The sequence below is a fragment of the Streptomyces sp. A012304 genome (genome assembly GCF_026008495.1).
GTDB lineage: Bacteria > Actinomycetota > Actinomycetes > Streptomycetales > Streptomycetaceae > Streptomyces.
In genome coordinates, this window is record NZ_BQUN01000013.1 from 110,398 (window position 1) to 129,360 (window position 18,963).

15 protein-coding genes and 1 riboswitch are annotated in these 18,963 nt (G+C 72.4%); of the genes, 7 read left to right on the plus strand and 8 right to left on the minus strand.

What is annotated here, in order from left to right:
• Positions 1-73 precede the first annotated feature (73 nt).
• Together ALMP_RS04620 and ALMP_RS04625 are read left to right on the plus strand one after the other, a co-directional pair.
• Positions 74-1,351, plus strand: coding sequence for a hypothetical protein (locus ALMP_RS04620; protein WP_264924888.1), 1,278 nt, complete (start codon positions 74-76; stop codon positions 1,349-1,351).
• Between the two features lie 140 nt (positions 1,352-1,491).
• Positions 1,492-2,022 (plus strand): DoxX family membrane protein, encoded by a 531-nt coding sequence (locus ALMP_RS04625; protein ID WP_264924889.1) that lies wholly within the window; start codon positions 1,492-1,494, stop codon positions 2,020-2,022.
• A 307-nt stretch (positions 2,023-2,329) separates the two neighbouring features.
• On the opposite strand, the gene ALMP_RS04630 is transcribed toward ALMP_RS04625, so the two are convergent.
• Both ALMP_RS04630 and ALMP_RS04635 read right to left on the minus strand, forming a co-directional pair.
• Positions 2,330-2,578: a hypothetical protein gene (locus tag ALMP_RS04630; protein WP_264924890.1), complete on the minus strand. Its 249-nt coding sequence runs from the start codon at positions 2,576-2,578 to the stop codon at positions 2,330-2,332.
• Positions 2,565-4,034, minus strand: coding sequence for a PspC domain-containing protein (locus tag ALMP_RS04635; protein ID WP_264924891.1), 1,470 nt, complete (start codon positions 4,032-4,034; stop codon positions 2,565-2,567). The genes ALMP_RS04630 and ALMP_RS04635 overlap by 14 nt, the downstream gene beginning before the upstream one ends.
• A gap of 143 nt (positions 4,035-4,177) precedes the next feature.
• Here ALMP_RS04635 and ALMP_RS04640 point away from each other — a divergent pair, with 143 nt between their 5' ends.
• Positions 4,178-5,506 (plus strand): ATP-binding protein, encoded by a 1,329-nt coding sequence (locus tag ALMP_RS04640; protein ID WP_375803429.1) that lies wholly within the window; start codon positions 4,178-4,180, stop codon positions 5,504-5,506.
• Positions 5,503-6,240, plus strand: coding sequence for a response regulator transcription factor (locus ALMP_RS04645; RefSeq protein WP_264924893.1), 738 nt, complete (start codon positions 5,503-5,505; stop codon positions 6,238-6,240). Before ALMP_RS04640 ends, ALMP_RS04645 begins: the two co-directional genes overlap by 4 nt.
• A 19-nt stretch (positions 6,241-6,259) precedes the next feature.
• On the opposite strand, the gene ALMP_RS04650 is transcribed toward ALMP_RS04645, so the two are convergent.
• Positions 6,260-7,330 (minus strand): C40 family peptidase, encoded by a 1,071-nt coding sequence (locus ALMP_RS04650; RefSeq protein ID WP_264924894.1) that lies wholly within the window; start codon positions 7,328-7,330, stop codon positions 6,260-6,262.
• Positions 7,331-7,810: 480 nt separating this feature from the next.
• On the opposite strand from ALMP_RS04650, the gene ALMP_RS04655 reads away from it, so the two are divergent.
• Positions 7,811-8,164 carry a hypothetical protein gene (locus ALMP_RS04655; RefSeq protein WP_264924895.1) on the plus strand — a complete coding sequence of 118 codons (354 nt, stop codon included), beginning with the start codon at positions 7,811-7,813 and terminating at the stop codon, positions 8,162-8,164.
• On the opposite strand, the gene ALMP_RS04660 is transcribed toward ALMP_RS04655, so the two are convergent.
• Both ALMP_RS04660 and ALMP_RS04665 read right to left on the minus strand, forming a co-directional pair.
• The gene (locus ALMP_RS04660) at positions 8,142-9,116 is read right to left on the minus strand and encodes a tellurite resistance/C4-dicarboxylate transporter family protein (RefSeq protein ID WP_264924896.1); all 975 of its coding nucleotides are present in this window, start codon (positions 9,114-9,116) and stop codon (positions 8,142-8,144) included. The two genes, ALMP_RS04655 and ALMP_RS04660, sit on opposite strands and share 23 nt — an antisense overlap.
• A 114-nt stretch (positions 9,117-9,230) precedes the next feature.
• The gene (locus ALMP_RS04665; RefSeq protein WP_264924897.1) at positions 9,231-10,421 is read right to left on the minus strand and encodes a C40 family peptidase; all 1,191 of its coding nucleotides are present in this window, start codon (positions 10,419-10,421) and stop codon (positions 9,231-9,233) included.
• Positions 10,422-10,429: 8 nt separating this feature from the next.
• Positions 10,430-10,591: riboswitch (cyclic di-AMP (ydaO/yuaA leader) on the minus strand.
• 231 nt (positions 10,592-10,822) lie between these two features.
• On the opposite strand from ALMP_RS04665, the gene pcrA reads away from it, so the two are divergent.
• Positions 10,823-13,306 carry a DNA helicase PcrA gene (pcrA, locus tag ALMP_RS04670; protein ID WP_264924898.1) on the plus strand — a complete coding sequence of 828 codons (2,484 nt, stop codon included), beginning with the start codon at positions 10,823-10,825 and terminating at the stop codon, positions 13,304-13,306.
• 59 nt (positions 13,307-13,365) lie between these two features.
• On the opposite strand, the gene ALMP_RS04675 is transcribed toward pcrA, so the two are convergent.
• Positions 13,366-14,955, minus strand: a complete 1,590-nt coding sequence (locus ALMP_RS04675; protein ID WP_264924899.1) for a M23 family metallopeptidase — start codon at positions 14,953-14,955, stop codon at positions 13,366-13,368.
• Positions 14,956-15,212: 257 nt separating this feature from the next.
• Complete coding sequence (locus tag ALMP_RS04680) at positions 15,213-16,094, minus strand: alpha/beta fold hydrolase (protein ID WP_264924900.1); 882 nt, start codon at positions 16,092-16,094, stop codon at positions 15,213-15,215.
• 517 nt (positions 16,095-16,611) lie between these two features.
• Between ALMP_RS04680 and ALMP_RS04685 the strand changes: the two genes are divergently transcribed.
• A complete protein-coding gene (locus ALMP_RS04685; protein ID WP_264924901.1) occupies positions 16,612-17,028 on the plus strand; it encodes a cobalamin B12-binding domain-containing protein in 417 nt (138 codons plus the stop codon).
• A gap of 274 nt (positions 17,029-17,302) precedes the next feature.
• Here ALMP_RS04685 and ALMP_RS04690 read toward each other — a convergent pair whose 3' ends face one another.
• Complete coding sequence (locus ALMP_RS04690; RefSeq protein WP_264924902.1) at positions 17,303-18,925, minus strand: DUF5691 domain-containing protein; 1,623 nt, start codon at positions 18,923-18,925, stop codon at positions 17,303-17,305.
• Positions 18,926-18,963: the final 38 nt, after the last annotated feature.

An 18,963-nucleotide genomic window follows, 5' to 3' on the forward strand; every position in this document is an offset into this window, starting at 1 on the left:
TGTTCGCGGGGTGGTGGCCGGATTCCACAAGGGCCGCCGCCCGGTCGGTACGTGGGGAAGGTAGGCGTCGGACGTGGCGGTGCAGGAAGCGAGACAGGATGTGCGGCCGGGTGCGCACGAGGGCGGCTGCACCTGCGGGGACTGTCCGCACGGGGCGCGCGAGGGGCACCGGCGCGCGGTCGCCGCGTTCCTGACGAAGCGGGACGAGTTCGCCACCGGACAGGGACTGCCGGCCGCCGTCGCCCACTCGGCGTCCGCCTCCCGCCAGTGGGTGTCGGAGGAACTCGCCCAGTCCGCGGAACTCGTCGCCGAACGCGGTCGCGCCGAGGGCGAGGCCTGGCTCGCCCGCCTCTGGCTGCGGACCGCGTGCACCGTGTGGGCGGCGGTCGTCGTCCTGCTCCTCGTCCAGGCTCTCACCGCGATCGGCGCCGGCTGGAGCTCGGCCCGCACCGCGGGCCTGCTCGCCGCACTCGTCGTCGCCGGCGCGCTGAGCGCCGCCTCCTGGTTCCACCGGGCGCGCGGCGGGGTGCTCGCCCCCGTCATCGGTGAGGACAACCGCCTGTCCACCTCCCGCGCGGTCGCCGCCGCCTGGGTGCTGCTCGTGGCGTATGCCGTCCTCGTCCTGGCCGGCCGGCTGGCCGCCGCCTCCGGGCCCGCCGAGCGCGACGCTCTGCTCTCCGGACTCGACCTGGCCCGCGGCGCCGGAGTGGTGACCGTCCTCGCCGTGGTCTGTGCGATCGCCGTCCTGGTGCGGCGGGTGGTGGGGCTGCGGGTCCTCTCCCAGCGGCTGCAGAAGGTCCGCGCCCACCGTCCCCGCGCCGCCGACCTGCTGACCGACGACGCGGGCCGCGGCACCTTCGCCGACATCCAGTACGTCGTGATCAGCGCCGTAGCGCTGGCCTTCGCCGCCGTACGCCTGGCCCGCCGTCCCGACCAACTGCCCGACCTGCCCTGGGGGCTCGCCGTGGTGGTACTGGTCTCGGCCGCGACCTACCTCGCCGGCAAGTACGCGGAGGGCGGCCGCCCGGTGATCCTCTCCGTCGTCCGCTCCCGCGAGGCCGGTGATCTGGACGCCCCGATCCGCACCGGCGACGACATCGAGATCCGCGGCGCGGGCTTCGTCCCGCCCGGAGCCCAGGCCGCCGACCGTCTGTCCCGGATGGTCGTGCGCATCGGCACGGTCCATGTCCACGTGCCCCTCGTCCCCGTCACGGGCGGCTTCAGCAACCCCACAGACGCGGTCCTGACCGTGCCGGTCCCCGCGGAGGTCGAACCGGGACGGGTCGAGGTCCAGGTGATCACGGCGGCCGGAGTGGAGACGAACCGCTACACGATCGACGTGACGGACTGACCGCGCCGAGCGGCGCATCGCCCACCTGAGGGCCGACATGAGGTGAGAAAAGACCAGCCGAACCATTGAGCGCACATCCCCTTTCCTACGTATGGTCTGTTGAGGGGTCCCACCACGTCGGCGAGAGGCGGCTACGGGCGATGACTCACGGCATGCGAACGGACAGGCGCCCCCCTTACCTCGACGGCGACCGCGACTGGCGGGACACCGCAACCCGGTACGCCCTTCTCCCCCTCCGCGTCTTCCTCGGCGTCACCTTCATCTACGCCGGAGTCGACAAACTCACCGACAGCGCCTTCATCCAGGACAGCGGCGCCGGCTCGATCGGCGAGACCATGCGCGCCGTCCGGGACAGCTCCGCCATCCCCGCCCTGGTCGACCTCGCCCTGAAGAGCCCGACCGGGTTCGGCTACGCGATGGCCTTCGGTGAACTCGCCGTCGGTATCGGCACCCTTCTCGGCCTCCTCACCCGCCTTGCCGCCCTCGGCGGCGCGTTGATCTCGCTCAGCCTGTGGCTGACGGTGAGCTGGGCCTCGGACCCCTACTACTACGGCAACGACCTCCCCTATCTCATGGCCTGGCTCCCCCTCGTCCTGGCCGGCGCCCCCGTCCTCTCCCTGGACGCCGCCTGGCGCTCCAGGCGGCGACACCGAGGAGCGGCCCTCCGGTAGACCGGCCCCGAGGCCCATCGTGGTGGACCGGCCTCGCGGATCCATGAACCGGCCCTGAGGCGTCCCAATGACACGCCTTGCGGCTGCCACTGGACGCGCCTTGCGGCTTCCCTGCGGAGGGGCCTTGCGGCTCTGCCCCTGGACGCGCCTCATGGCTTCCAGCGGAAGGGGAGCCTTGCGGCTTCCCTTCCGGACGCGCCTTGCTGCCCATGGGCGGGCCTTGCGGCTGCCCTTGAACCGGCCATGAGGCTTGGGTGACCGGCTCTGCCGCTCCGGGACTGTTCCGGGTCCCGTCGTCGGGCAACGGTCAGGCCGTCGTCTCCGACCCCGCGGCCGTATCCGCCCCAGAGCCCCGGCGGATGCCGCGGCGTCTGCGCAGCGCGCGGGTCAGGACACCGGTGGCCCCGGCCAGGGAGAGACCGACCGCCACGACCGGGATGACGACGAACCACGGCGTCTCCCACAGGCCGCCCGCGTCGCCCACGTAGATGACGCCGGCCAGGGTGAAGGCCATGCCGGCGACGAGCCTGCCCGGCCGGAACTCATGACGCAGCACGGGCCACCTCCGCCTGTCCCGCCCCGACCTGGAGGTCGAGGTCGATCGTCCCGGTGTCCTTGCCGCCCTTGACCGGCGACAGGGTCACCTCCTTGTGCTTGCCCGGCTCCACGTCCACGTCCTTCTCGTCCTCGCCCGGCAACTGGATGTCGCCCAGGCCCACGTCGATCCGCACCTTCACCGTCACGTCCGGCGGCACCACCACCCGCAGCCGGCCGACCCCCACCTCGGCGTTGGTACTCACGGTCTGCCCCTTGCCCAACTCCAGCCGGGACAGGTCCAGGGTGGCTTCGCCGGTGCCGAGGTCGTAGCCCTCCCGCACGTCCGCCACCGCCGTGGGCTGCCAGGTCGTTTCCATCCAGTGCGTGCCGATGTCCTTCGGCAGGGTGGCCGCGCCGGCCAGCAGCCCCGCCGTGACGACCGCCAGGAAGATCGACCCCGCCCCGGTGCGCCCCAGGAACGAGCTGACCGCGATGCCGAGGCCCAGCACGGCGAGCGCGGTGGCCAGGCCGGCCTGGAGGCTGGTGCCCAGCGGCTCCTCTTCCCAGGTGCCCCGGGTGACGAGGCCGCCCACGAGCATCGCGAGCAGGAAGAACCAGCCGCCGATCCAGCGGGGGCCGCGCGGTCTGGCGGCTCCGCCGTGCGCCGCGCGGATGTCCTGGCGGACGCCGGTGTGGCCGGTGAGTCTGACATCGAAGACAGAGGTGACGTCCGGCGTGCGGGCGTCTCTCGGGCCCCACAGGTAGCCCGTGCCGCCGTCGTGCGTGCCGTCCTTGACTATGGGCTCGCGCCACCAGGAGGGGTAGGCGGCCGCGACCGGCGGCGCCTGGGCCTCCGGCGGGGCGTCGGCGACCGCCTGTGCGGCGAGCGGGTCGCTGTCGGAGGCGTCCCGGTGCCGCGACCAGTACCCGGCGCCGGCGAGGAGGAAGGAGAGGACGACGGCGAAGGTCAGCACGCCCCCGTTGCTCAGCATCGACAGGAACACCCCGCAGCCGACGAGCGCGAACAGCACGGCCGTGAGCGCCTGGCCGTCGACCCGGCCCGTGAGCAGCTTGCGGACCTCGTTCTCGTCGTCGTCGGCGTACGGGACGAAGAGCCAGGCGAAGCCGTAGAAGATGAGGCCGATGCCGCCGGTCGCCGAGAGCACGGCGAGCGTGATCCGGAAGATCACCGGGTCCATGTCGCACTGCCGCCCGAGGCCCGCGCACACACCGGCGAGCATCTTGTGCTCGCGGTCGCGGCGGAACCTGCGCGGGGGGTCGGCGGGAGCGGAGCCGGGGGTGGAGCCGGAGCCGGGAGCGGAGCCGGAGCCGCCCCCTTTTCCGTGCGCGCCCGCCTGCCCGTGCGCGCGAGGTTCCTCACCTGCGGCGCCCGGGGTGCCTGAGGACGGGGCGGCCGCGTCGGGCGCGGTGCCCCCGTCGGGCACGGCGTCCGCGGCGTGCTGGTGATCTGTCATGAGTCAATGGTGGCGGGCGAGACGCCCCGGCGGCAGTCGGAATGACCCTGGTCGGACCCTGATATCGGCCCTGAGCCCGGGCCCGGGAGCTGTTCGACCTGCGCGGGCCTCGAAGATCAGGGGCGTCTCGGGGGCAAACCCTGATGCCCGGGCCGGGCGCCCGTGTGACCATCGATGGCATGCCGGACGTCGCAGCAGCGCCACTCGTCGAACCGCGACCGCCGCGCAAGCTCTACCGCAGCAGCGACGGACGCTGGCTGGGTGGCGTGGCGCGGGGGCTCGCCGGGCATCTCGGGCTGCCCGTCATCTGGGTGCGGCTCGTCTTCGTCGGCCTGTTCCTGGCGGACGGCCTCGGCGCCCTGCTCTACGCGGCCTTCTGGTTCTTCGTGCCGCTGGGGATCGGCGGCGTCGGCGGACAGAAACCCCCCTCCCTCGTCACCACCGAAACCGCGCCCGACGGCCGCCGCAGACTCGTCGCCCGCAGACCGGACAAGGGCCAGATCGTCGCCCTGCTCCTCATGGTCGTCGTCGCCATGGTCTTCGTGGGCAATGTGAACCTGGGCAACGGTGCCAAGGCGTACCTCGTGCCCGCCGTCCTGGTCGGCGCGGGCGTCGCCCTGGTATGGCGCCAGGCGGACAACGCCCGCCGGGCCCGCTGGGTCGAGGTCGGCCGAAGACGTCGTACGCTCACGCTGCTGCGCGCGGGCGGTGGTGTCCTGCTGGTCACCGCGGGCGTCTCCGGCATCTTCGTCCTCCAGGGGTCCGCCGCTCACCTCGGCTCGGTCCTCCAGGCCGCCCTCGCCGTCCTCGTCGGCATCACCCTGCTCGCCGGGCCGTATCTGGTCCGGATGACGCAGGACCTCTCCGAGGAGCGTCTGATGCGCATCCGTGCCCAGGAGCGTGCCGAGGTCGCCGCGCACGTCCACGACTCGGTGCTGCACACGCTCACCCTGATCCAGCGCAACGCGGAGAACGCCGGAGAGGTGCGCCGCCTCGCCCGCGCCCAGGAGCGCGACCTGCGCACCTGGCTGTACAAGCCGGAAGGCACCGGGAAGGACGAGGCCGACGAGCCGACCACCCTCGCCGACGCGGTCCGGCGCAACGCCGCCGAGGTCGAGGACAAGCACGGCGTCCCCATCGAGGTCGTGGTCGTCGGCGACTGCCCGCTCGACGAGGGGGTGGCCGCGCAGATGCAGGCCGCGCGCGAGGCAATGGTGAACGCCGCCAAGTACGGTGGCGAGGGCGGTGCCGTGCAGGTCTACGCCGAGGTCGAGGGAAGGACGGTCTTCGTGTCCGTCCGGGACCGAGGCCCCGGCTTCGATCTGGACTCGATACCCGCCGACCGCATGGGCGTTAGAGAATCGATCATCGGCCGCATGGAGCGCAACGGCGGCACGGCGCGGCTGCGGTCGGTGCCGGGCGGCGGCACGGAGGTCGAGCTGGAGATGGAGAGGGCGGAGAAGACGTCATGAGCGACCCGACCGACACGAACGCGGCGGCGGGGGCGGCCGAGCCGGCGCGGACCTCCGACGAGGCCCCGGGCGGGCGCCACGCACGCGTGGTCCTCGTCGACGACCACCGCATGTTCCGTACCGGTGTGCAGGCGGAGATCGGCCGGACCGAGGAGACCGGCGTCGAGGTGGTGGGTGAGGCCGCGGACGTCGACCAGGCGGTCACCGTGATCACCGCCACCCGGCCCGAGGTGGTGCTGCTGGATGTGCACCTGCCAGGTGGAGGCGGTGTCGAAGTGCTGCGCCGCTGTGCGGCGTTGACGGCTGACACCGAGCGGCCCGTGCGTTTCCTCGCGCTGTCCGTGTCGGACGCGGCGGAGGACGTGATCGGGGTGATCCGTGGCGGCGCCCGCGGTTACGTCACCAAGACGATCACCGGCGCCGACCTGGTCGACTCCATCTTCCGTGTGCAGGAGGGCGACGCCGTCTTCTCGCCGCGCCTCGCCGGGTTCGTCCTCGATGCCTTCGCCTCCACCGACGCCCCGCCGGTCGACGAGGACCTCGACCGTCTCACCCAGCGCGAACGCGAAGTCCTGCGTCTCATCGCCCGTGGCTACGCCTACAAGGAGATCGCCAAGCAGCTCTTCATCTCGGTGAAGACGGTCGAGTCCCATGTCTCGGCGGTCCTGAGGAAGCTCCAGCTGTCCAACCGGCATGAACTGACGCGGTGGGCGACGGCTCGGCGGCTGGTGTGAAGGCCCTGCCGCGACCGGCTCATACGACCCGAGTGGCCCCCGCGTAAGGCATCTCGTCCAGCGGCGCCACTCGCACCGGGGCGGACGGGTTGGGAGCGTGGATCATGCGGCCGCCGCCGACATAGATGCCGACGTGAGTGATGCCTGAGTAGAAGAAAACCAGGTCACCGGGGAGGAGTTCGGAGCGGGAGACGCGGCGGCCGGCGTCGATCTGGGCGTAGGTCGTGCGGGGCAGGGAGACGCCCGCGGAGCGGTACGCGGCCAGCACGAGGCCCGAGCAGTCGAAGGCGTTCGGCCCGGTCGCCCCCCACACATAGGGGCTGCCGAGCTTGGAGTAGGCGTAGGAGACGGCGGCCGCAGCACGCGAGTGGGGGGCGGTGGCGGAGCCCGGAGCGGGGAGGCCGTCGCGGGTGCCCGTCGAGGTGCGGGAGGCGCGGGTCTCCGTCCCGGTGCCCGTGCCTCCCGTGACCCGGGCCCTTTCCTCCGCCGTCAGCTCGGACAGCAGCCGGCGTGCCGCGTCGAGCTTGCCGGTGACCGTCTTCTTGTGTCGCTTCAGCTCCGCCTGGCGGGTCTTCAGCGAGGTCAGCTCGACGCGGGCGGCGCCGCGCAGCTGCTCGATCTCCCGCAGCTGCTTGCGTACCCGGGTGACGGCGGCGGACTGGCGGTGGCCGGCCCGCTCGGCGAAGGCGGCGTTGTCCAGGTAGTGGTCGGGGTCGTCGGAGAGCGCCAGCTGCATCGCCGGGGCGAGGCCGCCGCTGCGGTACTGGGAGGCCGCCATCGAACCGAGCGCCTCCCGCGCCGTGTTGACCCGTGCCTCCCTGCGCGCGGCTTCGTCCCGCAGCGTCTTCAGCCGCCGCTGGGCCGCCGACACCTTCTCCTGTGCCCCGTTGTACTTCTCGGTGGCGGCCTCCGCCTCCTGGTACAGCTTGTCCACCTTGGCCTTGACCTGCGCCGGTGTCGGTTTCGGCTCGGCGTGTCCGGTTCCGTCGAACGCCGTCGCGCCTGCCGCGCCGGCGAGGGCGATGGTGACCGCCGTACGGGCCGAATGACCGCCGAGCGAGCGATGTCGGGGCTTGCGGTGCGCTGCCACGTGGGACTGCACGTCCTTTCGTACGACCGCCTCGTCGGTACGGCCGTCGGGTGGGTCCGGGTGGGGCCCGTGCCCGCCGGGGGAGCGGACGGACGTACGACCGCAGGGTGCGGCTGACGCGTCCGACGGCGGCCCCGCACAGGGGAGCGGGCCCGCCGCCGGACTTCTCGGCGGTGGTGTCCGACTGCCGCCCCTGGCCCGGGCGGCGGTGGGGAGCCGGTCACCTGGGGGAGGACGCTAGGCCCGTGAGTGTCACGTCGGTAACGCGATGTGCGGAAGTGACACGAGCGGACCGTCCGGTGACCGTAAGTGGTCATCGGCGCGGTTCGGGGTCGTCGACTTCGCGCGACGCGCTGACCGATGCGGCCGATCCGGGACACGGCGGAGCGCGACGGTGCTATGGCGCATATATGCATGTGGCCTCGGAGGGCCAGGGCCGGTGTCCGGGCGTGTCCGTGCGGCTGATTAGCATCCGGCTCCATGGACGTACTCATCCATCTTTTCGTCGGCCTGCACATCATCGGCATCGCGGCGCTGCTGGGCGGCTTCCTCACCCAGATGAAGGCGATGGGCCAGGGCACGGCCCGCTTCGTTCCCGCGATGCTGCACGGTGCGGCGACGATGCTGGTCACCGGTGTGATCCTGGTCGGCCTCAACCAGGCCGACGACCAGGAGGTCGACAACATCAAGATCGGCGTGAAGCTGGCCCTGCTGATCGTGATCCTCGGCCTCGTCTATGTGAAGCGGGACGACGAGAAGGTGGAGAAGCCGCTGTTCGGCCTGGTCGGCCTGCTGACCGTGGCCAACATCTTCATCGCGGTGCTCTGGACCTGACGGACGCGCGGCCGGACCGGACGGCCCTCGCGGCGACGACGAGCCATGCCGCCACCGCGATCCACAGCAGCGCCTGCCCGGGCCCCTTCAGCCACGGGACGTCGACGGCGGCGGCGACCGACAGTGTCGCCGCCGCCGTCATCCCCATCGGGAACACCGTCGCCCAGCGCCGCACGTCGTGGCGCGGGCGGCGCCACCGCACCTCGGCGGCCAGCAGAACGACATACCAGCTCAGGTCGAGCACCAGCAGTGCGACGGTCACCGTGCGCAGCACGCCGTGGTCGTCCGCGTTCCACAGGTACAGACCGCTGTCCTCGGCCGTGAGCAGCCTGGTCCCCGCGAGCGCCGAGATGGCGAGCGCGCCGCCCGCCACCCAGTGGTCCCCGGCGCCCCGGGCGACCTGCCGCGGATCGAAGCGGGTCAGCGCGAGACCGTAGAGCAGCAGCCCGAGCCAGAACAGCACGAGCGCGGCGTGTGCCAGCCAGGCCGCGGCCTCCGCGCGGGCGAGCGTCGCCCCCAGCACGGACAGCCCCTGTGTGGCCACACAACACAGGAACACCGTTCCCGGCATGCGCGGTCCCCAGTGGCGTACGACGTCCACGAGCAGTACGGGCCACAGCGCCGCCGCCAGGGCCAGCAGCGCGCCGGCGGTCGTCTGCCAGCCGAGCGCGGACAGGCGCGCGCCGAGCATGGTGGTCGCCGCCACGGCCGTGAGCGCCCCCGGCGAACCGGCCTCGGCCACCCACCGCTCCCGCTCCCACAGCAGCCGTACGGCGAAGTCCGCCGCCAGTGCCAGCCAGGCGACGCCCGTCAGCGCCAGGGCGACCCGGGAGAGGACCTCGTGCCCCGCCAGATCCAGACCGACCGACAGGACACCGGTCGCCAGCACGGCGGCCCCGGCTGCCGACGGACGTTGCGCCCGCCAGGCGCGGAGGTAAGAGGTGCCGGGCATGCCGCCGATGCTAAGGAGCACGGGGCGGCTTGCGCGGGGGCACGCGCGCGGGGGCGGCGAAATACGCGCGGGCGCAGCACAGGGGGCGGGCGGCGCGCGCCCGCCCCCTGTCGCTCAGGCCGGTCGCACCACGCTGTGGATCGACGACTCGCCGTCGTAGTAGATCGACTCCTCGCGGACGTACGTGCCGGGCTTCGGGGCGTGGATCATCATGCCGTTGCCGATGTAGATGCCGACGTGAGTGACGTCGTCGTAGAAGAACACCAGGTCACCGGGCTGGGCGTCGGCCAGGGAGACCGTCGTTCCGGCGTTCACCTGGTCGTAGGTGGTGCGCGGGAGGGAGACGCCGGCGGCCTTCCACGCGGCCTGGGTGAGGCCGGAGCAGTCGTAGGACTCCGGGCCGGTGGCGCCCCAGACGTACGGCTTGCCGATCTGCGCGCGGGCGAAGGCGAGCGCCTTCTCGGCCTTGCCGGCGTAGGTGGAATCCGTGGACGACGAAGATGACGAAGACAACGAAGGCGACGAAGGCGACGATGAGGACGACGTGCTGGAGCCGGTGGAGCTGTCGCTCTCCTGCTGCGCCGCCGCCTGTTCCGCCGCCTGCTGCCGCGCCAGTTCCGCCGCCTTGCGGGCGGCCTCCTCCTGCCGCTGCTTCTCGATCGCGGCCAGCCGCGCCTTCTCCTGGGCGGTCAGCTGTGACAGCAGCTCGCGCGCGGAGCTGAGTTTCCTCTGGACGGTGGCCTTGGCGGCCTTCAGCTCGCTCTGCGACTCGGTCAGCGTCTGGAGGCTCTGGGAGGCCTCCTGGCGCTTCTTCATCGTCTCGGCCTGCTCGGTGATGTAGTCGTCGACCGCGCCCTTCTGGCGCTCGGTCATACGGCCCATCAGCTGGGTCTGGTCGAAGTAGTCCTGCGGGGTGTCCGCGAGCAGGAACGTCGCCGTGTCGGGTGCGGAGGCGCCGGTGCGGTACTGGGCGGCGGCGAAGGAACCGAGTTCCTCCCGCGCCTCGTTCAGCTTCTGGGTGCGCTGCGCGACGTCCTGGAGGAGCGTGTCGACGCGCTTGCGCTGCTTGGTCGTCTTCTCCTTGGCGGCGTTGTACTTCTCGGTCGCCGACTCCGCCTGCCGGTAGAGGTCGTCGACCTTCTTCTCCACCTCCTCCAGGCTCGGCTTGCCGTCGTCGGCGGGTGCGGCCTCGGCTGTCTGGGAGAGGAGGGCCACCGAGGTGAGAGCGGCGGTGGCGAGGGCGGGCGTGCGTATGCCTGCTACGCGCGTGCCCGCGGGGCGCGGCTTGCGGTGCTGCGACGCCAAGAGAGGCGACTCCTTCCATGCTCCGCCTACCGGGTTAGCTGTCGGGTTCGGGCGGGAAGGGTTGCCCTACGGCCTGCCCCGATGGGGGAGGGGCCGATTCACCCCAAGGTCTCGGTGGGTCCCCGGCTCCGGCCGCCACGAGGGGGCGCCGGACTCGGCGGAGGCCGCGCGGCCCGGCGAGGCTCGCCGGTGGGGGTCGCACAGCCTGCCCGGCACGGTAGCCAACTGGTGTGGCCTCTGTGAAGGTTGATGGGTGATATGCCCGATACATTTTCGTGACCTCCGGTCGGGGCGTCGCAGCACGTGGTCGAGGGGCAGCGGGCCGTGGTGAAGGCGGTGCGTCGGGGATGTTCCCGGGACGGCGGCGGGTTGTCGGTGGGGCGCCCTAGACTCGGAGAGCGATGAGCAGCCTCTTTGACGACAGCTTCCTGGCGGACCTCCAGCCCCCTCGCGGGCACGAGGAGGAACCACCGCCGCCGCCCGAGGACGATCACACTCCGGAGCCGGTTCCGGACGATCTGTTCGGCGGGAAGTTCGACCTGCCCCCGGACCGGGACGCCTACTACCGCGACGGCGCCCCGCGCCCGGCGATCGACGCGGCAGCGCTCCTGGAGGGGCTCAACGACAACCAGCGCGCCGCCGTCGTCCACTCCGGCACCCCGCTGCTCATCGTCGCCGGTGCCGGCTCCGGCAAGACGCGCGTGCTCACCCACCGCATCGCCCACCTCCTCGCCGAGCGGCATGTGCACCCGGGCCAGATCCTCGCGATCACCTTCACCAACAAGGCCGCGGGGGAGATGAAGGAGCGCGTCGAGCAACTCGTCGGCCCGCGCGCGAACGCGATGTGGGTGATGACCTTCCACAGCGCGTGCGTGCGCATCCTCCGCCGCGAGAGCAAGAAGCTCGGCTTCACCTCCTCCTTCTCGATCTACGACGCCGCCGACTCCAAGCGCCTGATGGCCCTGGTCTGCCGCGACCTGGAGCTCGACCCCAAGCGCTTCCCGCCAAAGTCGTTCAGCGCCAAGATCAGCAACCTGAAGAACGAGCTGATCGACGAGGAGGACTTCGCCGCCCAGGCCTCCGACGGCTTCGAGAAGACCCTCGCCCAGGCCTACGCCCTCTACCAGTCCCGCCTCCGCGAGGCGAACGCGCTCGACTTCGACGACCTGATCATGACGACGGTCAACCTGTTGCGCGCGTTCCCCGACGTCGCCGAGCACTACCGCCGCCGCTTCCGGCACGTCCTGGTCGACGAGTACCAGGACACCAACCACGCCCAGTACGCCCTCGTCCGCGAGCTGGTGGGCACCGCCGAGTACGACGAGGACGTCCCGCCGAGCGAGGGCGACGTCCCGCCCGCGGAGCTGTGTGTGGTCGGTGACGCCGACCAGTCGATCTACGCCTTCCGCGGCGCGACCATCCGCAACATCCTCCAGTTCGAGGAGGACTACCCGGACGCGACGACGATCCTGCTGGAGCAGAACTACCGCTCCACCCAGACGATCCTCTCCGCCGCCAACGCGGTCATCGAGCGCAACGAGTCCCGCCGTCCCAAGAACCTGTGGACCAACGCGGGCGCGGGCGCGCGCATCACCGGGTACGTCGCGGACACCGAGCACGACGAGGCGCAGTTCGTCGCCGACGAGATAGACCGCCTCACGGACGCGGGCGAGGCCAAGGCCGGGGACGTCGCCGTCTTCTACCGCACCAACGCCCAGTCCCGTGTCTTCGAAGAGGTCTTCATCCGCGTCGGCCTGCCCTACAAGGTCGTCGGCGGCGTTCGCTTCTACGAGCGCAAGGAGGTCCGGGACGTCCTGGCCTACCTGCGGGTCCTGGCCAACCCGGAGGACTCGGTGCCGCTGCGCCGGATCCTCAACGTGCCCAAGCGCGGCATCGGTGAGCGCGCGGAGGCCATGGTCGACGCCCTCGCCCAGCGGGAGAAGATCAGCTTCCCGCAGGCGCTGAAGCGCGTCGACGAGGCTTATGGCATGGCCGCCCGCTCGACGAACGCCGTGAAGCGGTTCAACACGCTGATGGAGGAGCTGCGCACCATCGTCGAGTCCGGCGCGGGACCGGCGACCGTCCTGGAAGCCGTGCTCGAACGCACCGGCTACCTCGCGGAGCTACAGGCCTCCACCGACCCGCAGGACGAGACCCGCATCGAGAACCTCCAGGAACTCGCGGCCGTGGCCCTGGAATTCGAGCAGGAGCGCGGTGAGGGAGAGCCGGTCGGGCTGGCCGAGTTCCTGGAACAGGTCGCCCTGGTCGCCGACTCCGACCAGATCCCCGACGAGGACGAGGACGGCTCCGGCGTCATCACCCTGATGACCCTGCACACCGCCAAGGGCCTTGAGTTCCCGGTCGTGTTCCTCACCGGCATGGAGGACGGCGTCTTCCCGCACATGCGCGCCCTCGGCCAGACCAAGGAGCTGGAGGAGGAGCGCCGCCTGGCCTACGTCGGCATCACGCGCGCGCGGGAGCGGCTGTATCTGACGCGGTCCGCGATGCGCAGCGCGTGGGGGCAGCCGTCGTACAACCCGCCCTCGCGGTTCCTGGAGGAGATCCCGCCCACACATGTGGACTGGAAGCGGACGGGCGCGAGCGCACCAGTGTCCTCGGGACCGGCGGCCGGGGTCGCGGCCTCGCTGTCGTCGTCCCGTTCGCGTTCCTCGGCGTCCGGCGCCTCCGGCTTCGCCACACGGCGTACGGCGGAGAAGCCGGTGGTCGCCCTGGCGGTCGGCGATCGCGTCACCCACGACCAGTTCGGGCTGGGCACGGTCGTCGCGGTGAAGGGCACGGGCGCCAACGCCGAGGCGACGATCGACTTCGGTGACGCCAAGCCGAAGCGGCTGCTGCTGCGGTACGCGCCGGTGGAGAAGCTCTGACATGACAGGAGCCCCCGCTTCGACGGCGGGGGCTCCCGGGGAAGTCGCGGAGGCGTGGCCTACGTCGGGTCGAGCCCGTGGCTGCGCAGCCACGACAGCGGGTCGATCGGCGAGCCGCCCGGCCGGACCTCGAAGTGCAGGTGCGGGCCGGTGGAGTTGCCGGAGTTCCCGGAGTACGCGATGGGATCGCCGGCCTTCACCGTCGTACCGGAGGCGACGCGGTAGCTGGAGAGATGGCAGTACCAGGTCTCCGTGCCGTCCTTCGCCGTCACGATCATCATGTTGCCGTAGGCGCTGTTCCACTGGGTGCGGACGGTGCCGTCGGTCGCGGCCATCACCGTGGTGCCGTAGGCGACGGGGAAGTCGATGCCGGTGTGCTGGGACATCCAGTTGATGCCGGACTGGCCGTAGTAGGCGCTGAGCCCGTGCTGGGCGACCGGCAGGGCGTACTTCGGGCGCAGCCGCTCCTTGCGGGCAGCCTCCGCCGCCGCCTTCTTCTTCTCGGCCTCCTGCTGCGCCTTGAGGTCGATGCGTTCCTGCGTACGGCTGGCCCGGTCGGCGAAGTCGTCGGCCTCGGCGGTGAGGGTCTTCAGCTGGGTGTCCAGCTTGTTGTTGGCGGCGGATGGTTTCACCGGCTGCGCGTCCGACGCCGTCGCCGCGCTCTCCTTCTCGTCGCCGCCGGTCAGGGAGCCGACGGAGGCGGCGGCGATCCCGGCCACGCTCATCACGCACGCGGACGGCACGGCCACGGTCAGCAGCGCGGAGCGCTTCGCGGGCGCACGGCGCCGGGAGCGGTTCGCGTTGCGGGCCGCCGCGCGCGAGGAGGGGGCGGGGGCCGGTGTGGCCTCCTCCTGGTCGTCGAGGAGGGGGGCCGCGGAGACGACGGGCAGCTCACCCGTGTCGGCCGGCTCGCCCTCGTGCGACGGGTGTTCGTCGTAGGCGGAGGGTTCGGCGCCGGACTCGTGGTGGGCGGCGTCCTCGTACGGGGTGTGCTCGTCGTACGAGGGCTGATCGCCGTACGCCGTGTGCTCGTCGTAGGCCGTGTGCTCGTCGTACGGCGCGTGCTCGAAGCCGGTGGTGGGCTGCTGGTCGAAGGGCGGCTCGGTGGGGTGCTCGCCGTGCTGCTCGTAGGCCTCGTGGCCGGGAGCGGTGGCGTCGCCGGCGGAGTTCCACTGGGTGGCGTCGTAGGCGCCGGTGTCGAAGGCCTGCGTGCCCCATTCCCACTGCTGGGTCCGGTCGGCCGCGCCGCCGGTCTGCTCGGGCTGGGACCAGGCGCTCGCGTCCCACTGGCCGCTCGCGTCGGGCGCCGTGGCCTGCTGCGGGATGGCGGCCAGCTGCTGGTGGTCCGTGGACCAGGCGGCCGTGTCGTACGCGCCCGTGTCGTAGGCGGCGTGGTGCTGGGCCGCGTACGGGTCGTAGTTCACGGTCTGGTGGCTGCCCGTGGACCACTGGGCGGCGTCGTACGAGCCGGTGGCGGTGCCGTCGCCCGGCAGGTCGCCGAAGAGGGGGTCGGCCGCGAAGTGCCCGGTCGTGTGGACGCCGGTGTCGTAGCCGTGGTGGGCGGTGAAGTCGCCGTAGGAGGCTTCCTGGGTGCCGTACGACGCGTAGTGCGGGGAGTCGGCGTCGGAAGCCGGAGCCGGGGTGGTCATACTCCCCGACGGGTGACGGTCGTTCACCAACTTCTCTCTCGCCTCGACAACAGGGGCTGCCAGAGCAGTGCGGCGACTGTACCCGGCGGTACGCGGGCACGACAATCTTCCGTAGGTTTCGTGCCCGAGGGAAAGGGGCATTCGCTCCTGTTTCGGGGGAGGGCGGGCGTGAGTTTGGCCCTATGTTCGACGCTTGTTCGATTTGAGGGGTGGGCGTCGGTGGGTGGCCGGGGTCGTCCGGGGCGCTCCAGGGGGCGTCAGGCCACCGTCAGGTCGTCGGCGGATGCGGACTCCGCCGTCCAATCGGTGTCGAGGGCCTGGCGTATGCCTGTCGCGACGGCCGGGTGCACGGGCAGGGCGAGATGCCCGATGCCGCTCACCTGGACGTTCCGCGCGAGCAGGTCGGGGTGGTCGAGACGGGCGGTCTCCAGCGGGACCATGAGGTGATCGAGGTCACTCCAGAAGCTCACGAAGTGTGTGCGGCAGCCGGGCGCCGGGCGGGACAGCTCCTCCAGCACCTCCGAGCCGGGGCGCATCTGGCGCACGATGGGGTGCGCGTTCGCCAGGGGCACCACCCGGGTGCCGGAGTGCGGCGTCCCCAGCGTGACCAGGGTCCGCACGCGCGCGTCGCCGCCCAGGCACTGCACGTAATAACGGGCGATGAGGCCCCCGAGGCTGTGTCCGACGACATCGACCCGGCTGCTGCCCGTCCGCGTGCATATCTCCTCTATGTGCCGGCCGAGCAGCTCCGCCGCGATCCGGATGTCGCAGGTCAGCGGCGAGTAGTTGAGCGACTCCACCCGGTGCCTGCCGTGCTGGGCGAGGCTGCGGCGCAGGAGGACGAAGACGGAACGGTTGTCGATGAAGCCGTGCAGCAGGACCACTGGGGGCGGGCCCTGCGAGGGCAGCTGAACGGGTTCGGCCGGGCCGGTCGTGTCGTCCGGGGCGGGCAGCGCCGGCGGCGTCGGGCGGCGGCGCTCCTGGGCGATGCCGGAGGGGTAGAGGAGCAGGTGTCCCGCGAGGATCGCGATCTCCAGTGCCGTCGCCTTCAGCAGGGCCGCCGAGAGGCCCGCCAGCCTGCTCGGCAGCAGACGTCGGCACAACGGAAGAAAGGGCTCCACTGCCCGGGTGACCTGCATGGCCGACCTCCTGTCGGCACCCGGAATGACGCCGCCGCCCCCGTGTGCCCTCGGCCGGAAGTCGCGGCCGAAGTGGTCACGACGTGCACGAAGAGGCGCGTGGGGTGAGCGCGGCCCGAGTTCCCTGGCGTTCCTCCTTGACGCCGGTGGCCCGGCGAGGCTCCCCTGCCGGTGTGGCGACGAGGCTCCCCGCTGTCGTGCCGTACCTGCCCTGCGTGCCCATCGTGCCGGCGTCGATGCGCCGCACCGCCGTGGGGCGCGCCTGCGACGCGGCGGTGTGGCGACCTCGTTGCGGCTCCCGGTGCGGTTTTCTCCTCGAGTTCCCCGGTGGAGGAGGAGAAACCGCGTGTGGTGAACGTGTCCCACTGTGTGATTTCCCCCTCGGTCCGCACCATGAAACTGCCGGTTGCGGGATGCTGGCGATAACGTTCGTTCACTTCCCCCGGCCGGTGTGGTGGTACCTCTCGGTACGCAGGGAATCGGTACGGATGGATGTAGTCGCTTCATGGAGGCAGTGATGGGTGTGGCAGCCGGTCCGATCCGCGTGGTGGTGGCCAAGCCGGGGCTCGACGGCCACGATCGTGGGGCCAAGGTGATCGCGCGGGCGCTGCGCGACGCCGGTATGGAGGTCATCTACACCGGGCTCCACCAGACCCCCGAGCAGATCGTCGACACCGCGATCCAGGAGGACGCCGACGCGATCGGGCTGTCCATCCTGTCCGGCGCGCACAACACGCTCTTCGCCGCCGTGATCGACCTCCTCAAGGAGCGGGACGCGGCGGACATCCTGGTCTTCGGCGGGGGCATCATCCCCGAGGCGGACATCCCGCCGCTGAAGGAGAAGGGCGTCGCGGAGATCTTCACGCCCGGGGCGACGACGGCCTCGATCGTCGACTGGGTACGGGCGAACGTACGGACGCCGGCCGGCGCGTAGCGCGTGGCCCGGGGCCGCGTAGCCCGGGACCGCGTGGCGCGGGCGGTCCGGGATGACCGGCCTGGTGCCGCAGGCCGGTGGGTGGCTTCAGGCATCCGGGCTCTGCGGGGTAGTGGCTTGAACGCGGTCGGGTTCCGGGGCCGGTGGCCGCACGCGGCCGGGTCCTGCGGGCCGGCGGCCTGACTCGGCCCGGCTTCTGGAGGCCTGGTGGCTTCACGCGGCCGGGTCCTGCGGTCCGGCTTCACTCGGCCCGGGTTCCGTGGGCCCGGCGGCTTCACGCGGTCGGGCCCTGTGCCAGTTCCGCATTCATCACCGCCCGCAGCCGCAACGTCGTGCCCAGGCGCTGGAACGCCTCCGCCCAGTAGCCTCCGGCGCCGGGCGACGCGTCCTCCGGTTCGTCCGGCACCGCCAGCAGACCGTCGAGGCGGTCCGCCTCCGCGGGGTCCAGGCAGCGCTCTGCCAGGCCCATCACCCCGCTGAAGCTCCAGGGGTAACTCCCGGCGTCCCGCGCGATGTTGAGCGCGTCGACCACGGCCCGGCCGAGCGGCGGCGCCCACGGCACCGCGCACACCCCGAGCAGCTGGAACGCCTCCGACAGGCCGTGCGCCGCGATGAACCCGGCCACCCACTCGGCCCGTTCACCCGTCGGCAGCGTCCCGAGCAGCTTCGCGCGCTCGGCCAGGGAGACCGCGCCCGGACCGCCCGCCTCGGGCGCCGACGGCACCCCGAGCAGCGCCCGCGACCAGTCGGCGTCCCGCTGGCGCACGGCGGCCCGGCACCACGCGGCGTGCAGCTCGCCCAGCCAGTCGTCGGCCACCGGCAACGCCACGATCTGCTCCGGCGTACGACCGCCCAGGCGCGCCGGCCAGGCGGCGAGCGGGGCCGCCTCCACCAGCTGGCCGAACCACCACGACCGTTCGCCCCGGCCGGACGGCGCCTTGGGGACCACACCGTCGCGCTCCATGTCCGCGTCGCACTCGTGCGGTGCCTCCACGACGATCGTCGGTGTGTCCCGGGTGTGGTCGACGGCGACACAGGCGGCGGCCCGGACCGCCATCCGCGCGGCGAGCGCCGAGCCGGGCAGCGCCGACAAAAGCTCCGCGGCCGTGGCTCGGACGTTGCGGCTGCGGTCGGCCAGGGCCTGCTCCAGGAACGGTTCGTCCCGAGGGCCGAGGCCGGTGCGCAGCGAGTCGAGGAACATCAGCCGGTCCTCGGCGCGCTCCGTCGGCCAGGTCGAGGCGAGCAGCGCGCGGGCGGCGTCGGCGTCGCGGGCGCGTACAGCCGCCAGCAGGGCGACCCGCTCGGCGAACAGGCCCTCCTGCCACAGCCTCTCCACCCGGTCCGGCTCCTCGGGGCCCGGCAGGGACGCCCCTCTGCCCGGAGTGGCGCGCAGGGCGAACCGCCAGTCCGGGTTGAGCCGGGCCAGCCACAGGGCGCGCGGGCCCGCGAACTCCAGCGCCGCCGGACGCAGGTCCGTCCGTCCCCGTGCCGCGTCGAGCAGCGCGGGGAGGGCCGCAGCGGGTGCGGCGAATCGGCGGGCGTTCGCCGCCGCCAGCCACTGGGGCAGCAGCTCCATCAGATCCGGTGCCGTGCCTCTGCGGCCGCCCGAGCCCGCGCCGGGGCGGTCGGCCAGCAGCAAGGCGAGCCTGCGGGCGGCGGCGGCGGGCAGCGGCGCCCGCGGGTCCTCCGGCGCCGGTTCCGGCCGGGGCGCGGCCCGGCCGGGACGCAGCCCGGCCCGACGCCGTACGGTCTCGGCGGCCGCCGCGTCCAGCAGGGCTGTCGGGGCGCTCCGGCCGGGGGTGATGCCCGGGGGCGTACGCCGGTCCGTGCCGAGGAGGGCGGCGGTGACCAGGTCCTCCCAGGCGGGCGGCGGGGCGGCGGCCGGGGTGCCGTTCATGAGGTTCCCTTCCGTCCCATGGGGTGATCCTTTGTGGT

What these genes read in the sequence shown, in the direction of transcription:
- ALMP_RS04690 (WP_264924902.1), bottom strand. Translation starts at nt 18,925, where the DNA reads ATGAACGGCACCCCGGCCGCCGCCCCGCCGCCCGCCTGGGAGGACCTG.
- pcrA (WP_264924898.1), top strand. Translation starts at nt 10,823, where the DNA reads ATGAGCAGCCTCTTTGACGACAGCTTCCTGGCGGACCTCCAGCCCCCT.
- ALMP_RS04685 (WP_264924901.1), top strand. Translation starts at nt 16,612, where the DNA reads ATGGGTGTGGCAGCCGGTCCGATCCGCGTGGTGGTGGCCAAGCCGGGG.
- ALMP_RS04635 (WP_264924891.1), bottom strand. Translation starts at nt 4,034, where the DNA reads ATGACAGATCACCAGCACGCCGCGGACGCCGTGCCCGACGGGGGCACC.
- ALMP_RS04675 (WP_264924899.1), bottom strand. Translation starts at nt 14,955, where the DNA reads ATGACCACCCCGGCTCCGGCTTCCGACGCCGACTCCCCGCACTACGCG.
- ALMP_RS04645 (WP_264924893.1), top strand. Translation starts at nt 5,503, where the DNA reads ATGAGCGACCCGACCGACACGAACGCGGCGGCGGGGGCGGCCGAGCCG.
- ALMP_RS04625 (WP_264924889.1), top strand. Translation starts at nt 1,492, where the DNA reads ATGACTCACGGCATGCGAACGGACAGGCGCCCCCCTTACCTCGACGGC.
- ALMP_RS04640 (WP_375803429.1), top strand. Translation starts at nt 4,178, where the DNA reads ATGCCCGGGCCGGGCGCCCGTGTGACCATCGATGGCATGCCGGACGTC.
- ALMP_RS04680 (WP_264924900.1), bottom strand. Translation starts at nt 16,094, where the DNA reads ATGCAGGTCACCCGGGCAGTGGAGCCCTTTCTTCCGTTGTGCCGACGT.
- ALMP_RS04655 (WP_264924895.1), top strand. Translation starts at nt 7,811, where the DNA reads ATGGACGTACTCATCCATCTTTTCGTCGGCCTGCACATCATCGGCATC.
- ALMP_RS04660 (WP_264924896.1), bottom strand. Translation starts at nt 9,116, where the DNA reads ATGCCCGGCACCTCTTACCTCCGCGCCTGGCGGGCGCAACGTCCGTCG.